The sequence below is a fragment of the Leifsonia sp. 563 genome, assembly GCF_040545055.1.
Lineage (GTDB): Bacteria > Actinomycetota > Actinomycetes > Actinomycetales > Microbacteriaceae > Leifsonia.
The window spans coordinates 639867-652601 of record NZ_JBEPLE010000001.1 but is presented as its reverse complement, the minus strand read 5'-3'; the positions used below and the strand labels follow the sequence as shown (position 1 = coordinate 652601).

Genomic DNA, 12735 nt, shown 5'->3' with positions numbered 1-12735 from the left:
TCCCGGCCAAGAGAGCCAGCATTGTGACTACGGACATCACCCACGTCGGCAGACCGCTCCCGGGCGCGAACACGACCATAATCAGCGTGGAGAGCAAGACGACCACCACGACGGCAAGATATACGCGAACGGCGGCGGTCAAGGGTGGCGGGAAGACGGGACCCCTGACACGACTCCACACTCGATCAAAGGTCGCGCACAGAAGCGCTCCCACCGTCAGCGCCATCCCGCCCCACGGCTGTGGGAGGAGCGAGGCACCCAGCAATGTGCCCCCCACGACGAGAGCCGTTGAAGCAAAGTATGCGAAGTGACGAGGCCGCGTCGTCATCAGAACCCTTTACAACTTCCGGCGATTCCCGCCGCCGCGAATGCGCTAGTCACGACCCAGGCTGTGACCCCAGCAGGCGGGAACCACACCAGTGCGACCGCCGCTCCACCGAGGGCGAGGATGCATCCGCTCTTCCAGGTGACGTTTGTGTAAGCACCGCCATGGTAGACGAGGCCGAGCGACTGAACCATGCGGCCGTTGATGTACTTCTGGAGGTAGCTCCCCTTGCAGTTCGTAAGGTTCTCGTTCGGCTTCATGAAATAGCTGCTGCCGTTCGAGTTCACACAGTTGTACGAGTACACCCCGGTCGTCGTCGGATCAGCGACGACGGGGAAGGTGGTGTGCTCCGTGAAGTCGACAACCTGCGTGAGCGTGTTGCCGCGCACCTCATAGTGGGTCGGCACAGCCTCCCCGTTGGCGTCCTTCGCCCATGCTTCACCGAAGACGCGCAACGGCGACCCGTCCGCTTCGACCGCTACAGTGCCGTTCGCGTCCTGAGTGAGCGAAGCGTCGGCGGGAACGTCGATCGGGTAGTCGTACCGTTTGGGGGCGCTGGCGTTCTCGATCACCGTGTTGATCTGCACGGCACCGTCCGCCTTGATGAGCGGGACGGTGGTCGAGCCGTTCTTGTTGTCGAACGCCACCACGCCCGAAAGCTGTGAATCCGCGGCGTCGGACGCCTGCTGAGCAAACGGCAACCCGATCTGAACCGAGCCACCAAGCGAGAGGCCGTCGGCAGGGTCAACCGGGACTTCCACCCGGCCGCCCTCAAGGGTAGCCGCCGCCGCAGTGTCGCTATCACTACTCACCGTGGCCAGGCCGGAAAGCGACTCGGGCACAACGCCTTGGATCGCGGCCACCGCATCCACCGCGTTGACGTGCTCCGCGTCCAGCACAGCGAAACCAGTCAGGCTCGCCCCGATAACGCAGGATCCTGCCAGCGCCGCGGCTGACACCAGTACACGAGACTTCTTCACTGAGGTCTCCTTTTCGTTCTCACGTGGAACGAAGTGGACACGCGCCCATCACCCGGCAAGCCGGAACGGTCCTTGTCCACCACTCGCAAGGGCAAAGCGCCCTTCTACCTACTCAGACGCAGCAACCACAGGGTCGTGACGCCTTCCTTCAGAACACCTCGGTCTTTGCGGACGTATTGCGATCCGATGGATCGCGCAGACGTGGAAGGGGGAGGAGTCCGGGTGGACTCCTCCCCCTCACGATGTGCTGCCGGTCAGACCTGCGGGGCACCGCCCGCGCGGCGACGGCCGCGGGTGACGAACAGGTAGCCCGCGATCAGCAGGGCCAGCGCGACCACCACGATGAGCGGCGCGACGATCGAGCCGGTCGAGGCGAGCGAGCCCGCGGAGGTGGATCCGGCGGTCACCGCGCCGTTGCCGCCACCGGCCGATCCGCCGGCCGATCCGCCGGGCAGGGCGCCGGAGGGCTGGCCGTCGGCGGTGACCTCGAAGTTCACCGTCACCGCCTTGCCGCTCTGCGCTCCCGTGACGGTGATGGTGTGGGCGCCGAGGTCGGTCGGGGCGGTCGCCGTGATGGCCGCCGATCCGCCGAGCACGTCGGTGCGCGGCAGCGCGACGGGGTCGGACTGCATGGTCCCGGTGACCTGACGGTCGCCGCGGAAGCCCGCCAGCGTCGCGGTGATCGGGTCGCCCGGCTTCACCGTCGTGGCGTTCAGCGTCACCGACGCGCCGGCGCTGAGGGCCGCGTAGTCGCGGTTCAGCTCCAGAGCGCGGGCGATGGTGAAGAACGTGTCGGACTGGTCGGTCAGGCCGACGACGTCGGCCGCGCCGGGGCCGTACCCGGCGATGCGCAGCTGGGCGCCGGTGTGCTGCTGCGAGCCCCCGGCGGCCGCGGTGCCGTAGGCGACCTTCATCACGGTGCCGTCGGCGGTCGTCAGCGCGGTCGACAGGGTCGCCGGCGGGGTGCTGTCGACGATCTGGCTGGTGTGGGCGTGGTCGGCGGTCACGATGACCAGGGTGTTGCCGTCCTTCTTCGCGAACGCGAGCGCTGCCTGCACAGCCTCGTCGAGGTCGACGGTCTCGCCGATCTGGCCGCACGCGTCGGCCGAGTGGTCGCGCTTGTCGATGCTGGCGCCCTCGACCTGGAGGAAGAAGCCGTCGCCGCCCGGCTTGTCCAGCAGGGAGATGGCCTTGTTCGTCAGCGACGAGAGGGAGAGGTCGGTCGCCAGCCGGGCCGGGTTCGGCGTGCAGGTGACCGGCGCCTGGTCCGCGCCGCCGACGGTCGCCGTCGTCGAGGCGTAGCGCGTCGGGAAGTTGCCGGGGGTGAACAGGCCGAGCAGCGGCTTCTGCTGGTTCGCCTCCGTCACACCCGCGAGGCCCGCGGCGTCGCCGACGACCTGGTATCCGCGCTCGGCGGCCTGGTCGAACAGCGTCTCGTCCTTCCACTGGCCGGCCTTCGCGGTCTGCGTGAAGGAGGTCGACCCTCCGCCCAGGGTCACGTCGGCACGGGCGTCGAGCAGTTGCTCGCTGATGGAGCCGAGTCCGCCGTTCTCGAGGGCGTCGGAGCCGCACGATGCGCTGTCCGGCCCGTAGCAGGAGCGGGCGCCCACGTGCGCGACCTCGACGGCCGGGGTCGCGTCCTGGATCTCGGCGGTGCTGACATTGCCGGTGCGGAGGCCGTTGGCGCGTGCCAGCTCCAGCAGGGTCGCCTGCGGCTTGCCGTCGATGTCGACGGAGATCGCGTTGTCGTAGGTCTTGGTCCCGGTCGCCCACGCGGAGCCGGTGGCGGCGGAGTCCGGCACGTAGTCCGGCTTGCCCTTGTTCGCGCCGTCCTTGTACACGGAGTAGGTCGTGTACTGGCCGGTGAGCGGCAGCGCGTCGATGCCGGGAAGCATGCCGCCCGCGCCGTACTGGTAGTTGCGGGCGACCGTGATCTCGCTGTCGCCCATCCCGTCGCCGATGAGCAGGATGACGTTCTTGGCGGGCCCGTTGACGATCGACTGGCGGAGCGCCGTCGTGGAGTCGTCGGGGTTGCGGGCGGCGCCCCCGTTGTCGGAGGTGGCGGCCAGCGCGGGCGCGGGGAGCAGCGCGGCGGCGAGCACGCCGGAGGCGGCGACGAGCACGGCGCCGCCCTTCCAGCGCGAAGCGGAACGGAACATGCGGACGGGTCCTTTCGGTCGAGTGACCGGACCATCCGAGCGGGTTGCGGTGACGCGCGGATTAACCTGAGAGAGCGTACATGTGAACTCTCACAGGGGTCGGGGCGCGCCCGCCCGTCAGGCGCCGAGTTCGCGCCGCATCAGCCACCGCACCTGGCCGCCCGAGTGGGCGTCCGTGGCCAGCACGCGCGAGAAGCCGTGCTTCTCGAAGAGCTCGACCGTTCCGACGTAGCCGCTGATCACATCCACGCGCTCGCCGCCGGTGTCGACCGGGTAGCCCTCGACCAGCGCGGCGCCGGAGGCGCGGGCGTGCTCGACCGCGCCGTCGAGCAGGTCGTGCATCAGGCCGCGCTTGCGGAATCCGCCGCGGACGACGAAGCAGACGATCGACCAGGGGTCGCGTTCCTCGTCGAGGTGGGGGATGGTGCGGGAGTTCATCAAGCGGCGGTACGTCGACTTCGGCGCGACCGAGCACCAGCCCGCCACCTCGCCGTCGAGGTACGCGAGAACGCCGGGGCCGGGCTCCGAGGAGCACTCGGCGCGCATGTGGTCGACCCGGCCCGCCGTGTTGAGCCGGGCATCCCGGTAGGACATGCAAACGCAGCCGCCTCCGCCCGGTTTGCGGGGCACCATGAAGGTTGCGAAGTCGTCGAAGCGGCCCGTGGCGGGGAGGACGTCGATGGCCATGCCGGAAGTGTATTCCGGGCCACCGACGACGTCAGGCCCACCGACTACGCCAGGCTGGACCCCGTGCTCGCGATACCCGCGAGCGCCTCGCCGCGGAGACCCAGCTCGGGGAAGGCGAGCAGCACCATGTCGACGAGCTCCTCCAGCGGACGGGTCAGCGGGTCGGTGACGGGGAGGCCGAGCCCGGCTTCGTGCTCGGCGATCGTGTCGTCGATCCCGGCCGCCGTCAGACCCTCGTGGTTGATGGTGACGCCGATGACGCTGGTGTCGCTGAACGCCTGGATCAGGGCGATCTCACTCGCGGCCGTCGGCATCGGCATCATCGGGAAGTCGCCCAGCATCACGCGCCCGGGGGCGTGCTGGAGGATGACGCCCTCCGGTCGGCTGCCGCGCAGGATGGCGCCCGAGCTGAGGTAGGCGGGGTGGCTCAGCGCACCCTGGCCTTCGACGATGATGACGTCCGGGTCCTCCTCCTCGAACGCGGCGACGACCTGCGCCTCCACCTCGCCGGAGCAGAACTGGGGGATCGTCGCGTCGAGCGCCACCGCGTACCGGGCTCCCTGGATCAGCGACGTCTGCCCGGTCCCGACCATCACCGCGCGGATGCCCTGCGCGTTCAGCGCCTGAGTAAGAAGGGTGGCCGTCGTGCGCTTGCCGACCGATCCGTCCGTGCCGAGCACCGCGATGCGCGGGCAGGTGACGTCGAAGATCCGGCCGCTGAACAGCTTCAGCTCCGCGATCTCCTTCGGTCGCCGGACGTCCTCGATCGTCACACCGGCCACGAGGGCTGCTGCGACGAACTCGGCGTCATCGTTGAGGTACTCGTGCAGTCCGTTGACCAGGTTCATCCCGCGGTCGATGCCGTCGAGGAGCACGGCGCGGTGGTCGGCGGTCAGCAGGCCGTCGGTCGGCGCCATCCCGAAGATGAGGGTGTCGGGGATGAAGCCCGCGCGCTCGAGGGATGCGTCCAGGCTCGCGAGCACCGGGATCCCGTTCGGTGCGCCGTCCAGGACCTCGCCTGCGTCGCCGCCCGCACGGGTGCTGTCGATGACGCTGAGGATCTCGTACTTCTCGGAATGGCGGACGAGACCGTTGGCGGTCTTGCCGTCGAGCCTCCCGAACAGTCCTTCGCAATAGACGACGGCTTTCACGGACGCGGGCATGGCGCTCCTCTTGTTTGCACAGAGGAGGCGACGAGTCGTGGCCGGATCCGGAGGATCCATCTGTCAACGAGGCGTCTTCCCTGAAGCCGGCGCACTGCCGGCTCGGGAACCATAGCAGCGCAACCTGGGCGCGGTGCTCGTCGTGACAGCCGCCGGGGGAGGGCACGGCCGAGCCGGCCCGCCCCCGGGGCTATCTCTCCCCGCTCACTCCCCGGTCGTGTGCGTCCGAGCGCGTCGGCGGAGCAGGACCAGCAGACCGCCGCCGATCAGCAGCGCCAGGGCGATCAGCCCGGCTGCCGAGCTCACATTGGACCCGGTCGAGGCGAGGGCGGCCGGATCGCCGCCCGACACCGTGGCGCCGGCGGCCGTCACATTGAAGGCCGCCGAGGCGACGACCGTGCCGCCGATCGCCGCGGTCACGGTGTGCGCACCCGCCGGGACTGCCGGCACCGCGAAGGCGAAGGTCAGCGTCCCGTCGGATGCAGCGGTCGCCGTGCCGAGGGTGACCGGAGTCGAGTTGAACACGAACGTGACCTGTGTGCCCGGCGCGAAGTGCGTGCCCGTGACCGTGATGCGGTCGCCGACGGCACCCGAACCGGCGGACAGGCTGACCGCCGCCACCGGGTCCGTCGCCGGGCCGGAGACGCCCTGGCCGCCGAGCTGCAGGTCGCACGCGATGCGTCCGCTGTAGAGGGCGTGGCCCTCCGTCGGGCTGCCCGGGCCAGCGCCGTACACGCCGTCGTCCGACCACAGGGCTTCGCGAGTCCCTCCGGTGCAGGTCGATGCCGGGGCCAGGGCGAAGCCCTCCAGGTTGTCGTTCGGCAGACCGGCGGGGCGGCTGTAGACGACCTGCGGGACGATGGTTCCCGTCCCGTCGATCTTCAGCACGGTGGAGGAGACGCCGCAGGTGTTGTCGCAGAGCGCCCAGATGCGCTGGGTGGCAGCGTCGAACTGCACGTCCATCACGTGGCCCATCTTCGTGTCCACGACCGCGACCCGGTGGAAGGTGTGGTCGCTGTTGAGCGCGTAGGCGTACAGCTTTCCGTCGTTCTCCAGCGCGGCGAAGTAGAGGCCGGTGCCGTGCAGCGGGTAGTCGGCGGGCTTGTACGTCGTGCCGGTCGACTGGTCGACGAAGCCGTTGCCGGTCAGGTAGCTGTCCGGCACGAAGGTCACGCCCTCGAAGCCCAGGTTCGCCTCCGTCTTGTTCCCGGCGTGAAGCTCGGGGAACTCCGCGGTCAGGTTCCACTGGTCGGTGGCGACCAGTGACGTGGCCGACGAGGTCGGGTCGATGCGCAGGATGGAGTTGAGCGGGATGGTGTTAGCGGCGTTGTTGCGCTCGGTCGTGACGTAGAGCGCGCCGTCCGGTCCGACCGTGAGCCCCTCGGAGTCCGGCTGATTCGTCGCGGTGTCGCTGCTGCCCGGGAAGAAGATCTGCTTGCCCGCTGCCCAGCCGTTGGCGGTGTCGGCCACCCAGAGGCCGTTCTCCTTGACCATGCGGAACACCCAGCTCTTGTTCTTGACGCTGTAGAGCACGTTCGCGTTGGTCGGGTCGAAGACCAGGCCGCTGACGTCACGGCCCTCCGGACCGGTGGTGGTCTCCCACGCGCACAGCGAGTCGGCGACCGAAACGGTGGCGCTTCCCGGCCAGGCGACGGGAGTGCCCCCGCCGGCGGGGAGGGTGCCCGTGCCGGACGGCGCCTCCGGCTGGCAGGTCAGCGTGTTGCCGCCGCCGTTGCCGCCGTCGGCGGGGTTGGTGAGCACGTTCTGGCACGCGGTGGCGTTGGAAGCGCCGAAGCTCTTGGTCGCCACCGAGGCGAAGGATCCCGTGCCGTCGGGGCAGCGCGCGTAGGCGCCCGCTCCGAACTCGTTGCCCTCGTCGGTGCCGGCTTCGCCTGCCGTGTAGTCGACGGAGTCGACCAGGGTGCCGGCGGTGCCTCCCGTGCCGTCCGGCAGGTAGAGCTTGACGCCGTCCCCGCCGCTGCTCAGGCCCTTGGTGGACGAGAAGTACGCGTAGCCGTGGGCGGGCACGACCGTCGTCGGGGTCCCGTCGGCGAGGCTGGCCGAGAAGGTCGTTGCAGCCGTCGCTGCCCCGCTGTCGATCTGAAGCCAGCCGGTGATGTCCACATCCACCGACCCGCTGTTGACGAGCTCGATCGCGTCCCCGACCGGGGTGGCGGTGTTGTCGGACGACACCTCGTTGATGTGGATGCTCTTCCACGCCGGCTGCGCCGGGGCGAAGCGGCTCTTGCCCGGCGAACCGATGTCACCGCTGACCGACGTCCACGAGCCCTCCGCGTCGCCGACGGCGGAGAGCTGCCACTGCGAGGCGTCGTTGGCACCGAGCGCCGCGGCCGTAGTGGGCACGCCCGACTTCCCCTGCGTGCGCGGGCCCTTCACCGTGCCGGTGCCCTGGTCGTTGTAGGTGAGCCGGTCGACGAGGTTCGCGACCGCATCCGGGCCGTCGAAGAGGTTGATCTCGTCGGCGCGGCCGAGGCCGGTCGTGTTGCCGGCGAGCACCTTCACGTCGGCGCCGAGCGACCATTCGGTCCGGAAGGCGGCATCCGCCGACTCGGTGATGATGGCGGATTCGCCGGACGCCAGCGTCCCGAGCCCGTCCAGCGGGACCGCGCCGGGCGTCTGGCTGTCGTCGTCGAAGGACCAGCCAGCGAGGCTGACCGGCGTCGTGCCGAGGTTGGTGAGCTCGATGAACTCGCCGCCGGTGGTGCCGGGGCTGTACATCCACTCGGTGATCCGTACGTCGGGCGTTGCCGCGGCCTGCGCCGCGGTGGGGAGGGCGAGCGCCAGTGTGCCGGCGGTCGCGGTGGCGGCGAGGACCGCCACGGTTCGGGTTCTGAGAAGTCGCACAGAGACGGAAGCTACCGAAGCCGGCGGTATGCGGAGGAACGGGGAGGTGAACGGAGGACTCCTCGTCGTTGAACGGACCGTGTCCGCCCGGCTAAGGTATGCCCACCTCGAACGGCGACGACCAGGAGGCAGCGATGACCAAGGTGCGACTGGAAGCGTTCACCGACGGGGTCCTCGCGGTGGCCATCACCCTCCTGGTCCTGGACCTTCACCTCGAGCCGGGCAACGGTGAGAGCCTCTTGGACCAGGTCCTCGCGTCCGGGCCGTCGTTCGCCGCCTACGTAGTGAGCTTCTTCGTCATCGGCGTGATCTGGGTCAACCACCATTCGATCTTCGGTCTCGCGACCACGGTCGACCGCGTGCTGCTGTTCTGGAACCTCATCCTCCTGATGTTCGTGTCCGCCGTCCCCTTCACCACCGCGACGCTCGCGGGCGCCATCGCCGAGGGCAGCGCCGCGGACACCCGGGTCGCCGCCGTGCTGTACGGCGGGGTCGCGACCGGCTTCGCGATCGCCTTCACCCTGGTCTACGGGCGCATCATGCTCGTCCTCGTCCGGACGGGATCGATGGATGCGGGGACTCGGCGGAGCGCACTCCTCCGGTTCGGCGCGGGGACGCTGTTCTACCCGCTGCTGACCGCGATCGGCATCGTCTACGCGCCGGCCATGCTGGTCGGGTTCGCTGCGCTGAGCGTGTACTACCTGTTCAACCAGACGGGCACGACGGAGTGACAGCGCTCGGGCTCGCGCTCGCGTGACGCAGTTATATAGTTGACGCATATAAACAACCGAACTTCCACGTACTCGCGCGCACTCTGACAAGGACTCCCGTGGCCCGCACCGGCATCTTCACCAAAGACCACCCGCACTACCGCTGGGTGGCACTCTCGAACACCACCCTCGGCATGCTCATGGCGACGATCAACTCGTCGATCGTCATCATCTCGCTGCCCGCCATCTTCACCGGCGTCAAGCTCAACCCGCTGGAGCCGGGCAACGTCTCCTACCTGCTGTGGATGCTGATGGGCTACATGCTCGTCACCGCCGTGCTCGTCGTCATGTTCGGGCGGATGGGCGACCAGTTCGGGCGCGTGCGCATCTACAACCTCGGGTTCGTCATCTTCACGCTCGCCGCGATCGCGCTCTGCCTCGACCCGTTCAGCGGGGGCCCTGGCGCGATGTGGCTGATCGTCTGGCGGTTCGTCCAGGGCGTCGGCGGCGCGATGCTGTTCGCCAACTCGACCGCCATCCTCACCGACGCCTTCCCGGCCAACAAGCGCGGGTTCGCCCTCGGCCTCAACCAGGTCGCGGCCATCGCCGGAAGCTTCATCGGCCTCATCCTCGGCGGCGTGCTCGCCGAGATCGACTGGCGTGCGGTCTTCTTCGTCTCGGTGCCGTTCGGCGTGATCGGCACCATTTGGTCCATCAAGTCGCTGCACGAGGTCGGCCAGAAGAACCCCGGCCGCATCGACTGGCTCGGCAACGCCACGTTCGGCATCGGGCTCATCGCCCTCCTCACCGGGATTACCTACGGCATCCAGCCCTACGGCGACTCCAGTCAGGGATGGGGCAACCCGTGGGTGCTCGGATCGATCATCGGCGGCATCGTGCTGCTCGCGCTGTTCGTCGTCGTCGAGCTGAAGGTGCCCGCGCCGATGTTCGACATGAGGCTGTTCCGCATCCGCGCCTTCTCTTCGGGCATCTTCGCCGGATTCCTCGCCGCCATCGGGCGCGGCGGCCTGCAGTTCATGCTGATCATCTGGCTGCAGGGCATCTGGCTGCCGCTGCACGGCTACAGCTACGAGTCGACGCCGCTCTGGGCGGGCATCTACATGCTCCCGATCACGATCGGCTTCCTCATCGCCGGACCGATCTCCGGTGCGCTCTCCGACCGGTTCGGGTCGCGCGCGTTCGCGACGGTCGGCCTGCTGCTCGTGGCGGCGACCTTCGTGGGCCTGCTGCTCATCCCCGTGAACTTCGAGTACTGGCAGTTCGCGGTGCTCACCGGTCTCAACGGCATCGGCTCCGGCCTGTTCTCGTCGCCCAACCGCACGGCGATCATGAACAGCGTCCCGGCGAACGAACGCGGCGCCGCATCCGGGATGGCCGGTGTCGCGCTCAATGCCGGAAGCTCGCTGTCGATCGGCATCTTCTTCTCGCTGATGATCGCGGGGCTGTCGGTCGCGCTGCCGTCGGCCCTCACCAACGGGCTGACCTCGCACGGCGTGCCCTCGCACATCGCGGCGCAGGTCGGGAACACCCCGCCCGTAGGCAGCCTGTTCGCCGCATTCCTCGGCTACAACCCCATCCAGAGCCTGCTCGGTCCGACCGGGATCCTCACCGCGCCGCACGTCGACGGCGCCACTCTGACGGGCAAGGAGTTCTTCCCGCAGTTGATCTCCGGACCCTTCCACGATGGTCTGGTGGTCGTCTTCATCGCCGCCGCCGTCATGAGCGTCATCGGCGCCGTCGCCTCCTTCCTGGGCGGAGCCAAGTATGTTCATGAGGAGGCCGTCGCACCCCAGCGGCAGGCCACCGAGGAAGGCGAGGAAGTCGGTGCCCACCGCGCATGAAGCTGACGAGCGGCCGGCGGCCGGACGCGACGACGATGTCCCCGGCCGCCTGGCCCTGGCCGCTGGGCGGCTGAACCGCCGCATCCGCTCATCCACCGGAGGGCTCAGCCACGGGCAGCTCTCCGCCCTGTCGACCATCGTCCGCAACGGACCGCTGCGCCCGAGCGAGCTCGCCGCCATCGAGGTGGCGGCGGCGCCCACGATCACGCGCATTGTCGCCGAGCTCGAGGCGCGAGGCCTGGTGGAGCGCACGCCCGACCCGCAGGATCGCCGCTCGCTGTTCGTCTCCGGCACCGACGCGGGAACGGCGCTGCTGCTGGAGGCGCGGTCGGACCGCGCCCGGGCCGTCGCCGACATCCTCGCCGAACTCACGCCCGAGCAGGTGGACGCCATCCGCGCCGCCCTCCCCGCCCTCGAACGCGCCGCGCAGGTCACGCCGCCCACGCCTCCCGCGCCCTGACCTCCCGCGAGGTGCACGTAGATGCGCGCGACACGCCGGCCGCGGCCGCAACGACGTGCACCTCGGGGTCCGGTCGAGAGGCGCGTCAGGTGAGGGAGAGGAGCGCTGCGGCGGCGACGGCCAGCACGAGGCCGACCCACTGGACGGGCGCGACCCGCTCGCGCAGCACGATGGCGGCCAACAGGATGGTGCCCGCCGGGTAGAGCGCCACCAGCACCGACATGGTGGTCAGGTCGCCGAGCCGTAGGCCGAGCAGGATGAGGACGTTGGCCGAGACATCGAGCGCGCCTCCCGCCGCGGCGATGCTGGTTCCGCGCGGTTCGAGGTGAGGCGGATGCCCGTCCACCCGCCGTCGCGCGCGGAGCACGAGGACTCCGACGAGCGTCCACATCACGGCTCCGTTCACCGCGCGGTTGGCGATCAGCGGCACGACCCCCGAATCCTCGGGCGTCTGGTCGAGCAGGATGAGGAACACGCCGATCATCGCGCCGGCCCCGACCGCCATCAGCAGGGCGCGGGCGGTCGGCCGCACGGCGCCCTTCTCCGGGACGAAGCCGACGAGGACCACCGCGACCAGCGCCATCCCGATCGCGACATAGCCGATGGCCCCGAATCGGTCGCCGCCGAGGAGCCCCCACGCCATCGGCACGATGGCCGACATCAGGGCGGTCAGGGGCGACAGGATGCTCATGGGCCCGATCGCGAGGCACGCATACAGCAGACCGACAGCGACCGAGCCCGCCAATCCGGACAGCGCGCCCCAGCCGAGAGCGGCCGCCGACCACTCCCCGCCGACGAACGGCAGGGCGAGCAGGAGCAGCAGGAGGCCGCTGACGGCGCCGACGGCGGTCGTGCGCACCGGGCCGATGCGCCGGGCGGCCACGCCGCCGAGGAAGTCGGCGGAACCGTAGACGACAGCGCTCAGCAGCCCGAGGACTGCGGCCGGCATCAGCTCCCGGCCAGCCGGTACGTATGCAGGACCGCCCCGGACTCGAACCGACGCAGCTCGGTGAGCTCGAACGTCCACTTCTCGCGATCGTCGGGGAAGATCCGGATGCCGCCGCCCACCATCACCGGGTAGACGAGCAACCGCAGCTCGTCGACGAGGCCCCAGACGAGCAGGGAGCGGACGAGGGATGCGCTGCCGGCGACGAGCAGAGGGCCGCCGTCGCCGTCCTTCAGCGACTGGACGGATGCGCGGACGGGCGCCTCGAGGGCGGTCGCGTTCCAGGCCAGCTCGGCCGGCCGCGAGGTGGCGACGGCTTTGGGCATGCCGTTCATCTTGTCGGCGAACTCGCCGTCGCGCGGGGGCCACGCCTCCGCGAACTGCTCGTACGTGCGTCGGCCGAGGAGCAGGGATTCGGCCTCCAGCACCTCCTGCAGCTTGAACGCGCGGAGGTCGTCGGAGCTGAACGGGATCGTCCATCCCGAATGGCGGTGGGTGGGCTCGCCGCCGGGAGCCTCGACCACTCCGTCGAGCGTCATGAACTCGGTCACGATGAGCCGCCGCATGTCCGCGATGGT

At 69.7% G+C, this 12735-nt stretch carries 10 protein-coding genes; 3 read left to right on the top strand and 7 right to left on the bottom strand.

Features of this window, described 5'->3' with window-relative positions; all coding sequences use genetic code 11:
* Positions 1-327: 327 nt before the first annotated feature.
* From ABIC47_RS03195 to ABIC47_RS03175, 5 genes are all read right to left on the bottom strand, one after another.
* Positions 328-1305 (bottom strand): hypothetical protein, encoded by a 978-nt coding sequence (locus tag ABIC47_RS03195; RefSeq protein ID WP_354477075.1) that lies wholly within the window; start codon positions 1303-1305, stop codon positions 328-330.
* Positions 1306-1559: 254 nt separating this feature from the next.
* Positions 1560-3464, bottom strand: coding sequence for an alkaline phosphatase (phoA, locus tag ABIC47_RS03190; protein WP_354477072.1), 1905 nt, complete (start codon positions 3462-3464; stop codon positions 1560-1562).
* Positions 3465-3581: 117 nt separating this feature from the next.
* Complete coding sequence (locus ABIC47_RS03185) at positions 3582-4151, bottom strand: GNAT family N-acetyltransferase (protein WP_354477070.1); 570 nt, start codon at positions 4149-4151, stop codon at positions 3582-3584.
* A 44-nt stretch (positions 4152-4195) separates the two neighbouring features.
* Entirely contained in the window at positions 4196-5314 is a 1119-nt protein-coding gene (locus ABIC47_RS03180; protein WP_354477068.1) for an N-acetyltransferase DgcN family protein, read from the bottom strand.
* Between the two features lie 204 nt (positions 5315-5518).
* Positions 5519-8155, bottom strand: a complete 2637-nt coding sequence (locus ABIC47_RS03175; RefSeq protein WP_354477066.1) for a lamin tail domain-containing protein — start codon at positions 8153-8155, stop codon at positions 5519-5521.
* A 158-nt stretch (positions 8156-8313) separates the two neighbouring features.
* Here ABIC47_RS03175 and ABIC47_RS03170 point away from each other — a divergent pair, with 158 nt between their 5' ends.
* The 3 genes from ABIC47_RS03170 (at position 8314) to ABIC47_RS03160 (ending at position 11211) form a co-directional block, all read left to right on the top strand.
* Positions 8314-8910, top strand: coding sequence for a TMEM175 family protein (locus tag ABIC47_RS03170; RefSeq protein WP_354477063.1), 597 nt, complete (start codon positions 8314-8316; stop codon positions 8908-8910).
* 98 nt (positions 8911-9008) lie between these two features.
* Positions 9009-10751: an MFS transporter gene (locus ABIC47_RS03165; protein ID WP_089877800.1), complete on the top strand. Its 1743-nt coding sequence runs from the start codon at positions 9009-9011 to the stop codon at positions 10749-10751.
* Positions 10735-11211 (top strand): MarR family winged helix-turn-helix transcriptional regulator, encoded by a 477-nt coding sequence (locus ABIC47_RS03160; protein ID WP_354477060.1) that lies wholly within the window; start codon positions 10735-10737, stop codon positions 11209-11211. Before ABIC47_RS03165 ends, ABIC47_RS03160 begins: the two co-directional genes overlap by 17 nt.
* An 85-nt stretch (positions 11212-11296) precedes the next feature.
* Here ABIC47_RS03160 and ABIC47_RS03155 read toward each other — a convergent pair whose 3' ends face one another.
* The gene (locus ABIC47_RS03155; RefSeq protein WP_354477058.1) at positions 11297-12160 is read right to left on the bottom strand and encodes an EamA family transporter; all 864 of its coding nucleotides are present in this window, start codon (positions 12158-12160) and stop codon (positions 11297-11299) included.
* Positions 12160-12723 (bottom strand): dihydrofolate reductase family protein, encoded by a 564-nt coding sequence (locus tag ABIC47_RS03150; RefSeq protein WP_231918789.1) that lies wholly within the window; start codon positions 12721-12723, stop codon positions 12160-12162. Before ABIC47_RS03150 ends, ABIC47_RS03155 begins: the two co-directional genes overlap by 1 nt.
* Positions 12724-12735 lie beyond the last annotated feature (12 nt).

What these genes read in the sequence shown, in the direction of transcription:
- ABIC47_RS03180 (WP_354477068.1), bottom strand. Translation starts at nt 5,314, where the DNA reads ATGCCCGCGTCCGTGAAAGCCGTCGTCTATTGCGAAGGACTGTTCGGG.
- phoA (WP_354477072.1), bottom strand. Translation starts at nt 3,464, where the DNA reads ATGTTCCGTTCCGCTTCGCGCTGGAAGGGCGGCGCCGTGCTCGTCGCC.
- ABIC47_RS03150 (WP_231918789.1), bottom strand. Translation starts at nt 12,723, where the DNA reads ATGCGGCGGCTCATCGTGACCGAGTTCATGACGCTCGACGGAGTGGTC.
- ABIC47_RS03155 (WP_354477058.1), bottom strand. Translation starts at nt 12,160, where the DNA reads ATGCCGGCCGCAGTCCTCGGGCTGCTGAGCGCTGTCGTCTACGGTTCC.
- ABIC47_RS03170 (WP_354477063.1), top strand. Translation starts at nt 8,314, where the DNA reads ATGACCAAGGTGCGACTGGAAGCGTTCACCGACGGGGTCCTCGCGGTG.
- ABIC47_RS03185 (WP_354477070.1), bottom strand. Translation starts at nt 4,151, where the DNA reads ATGGCCATCGACGTCCTCCCCGCCACGGGCCGCTTCGACGACTTCGCA.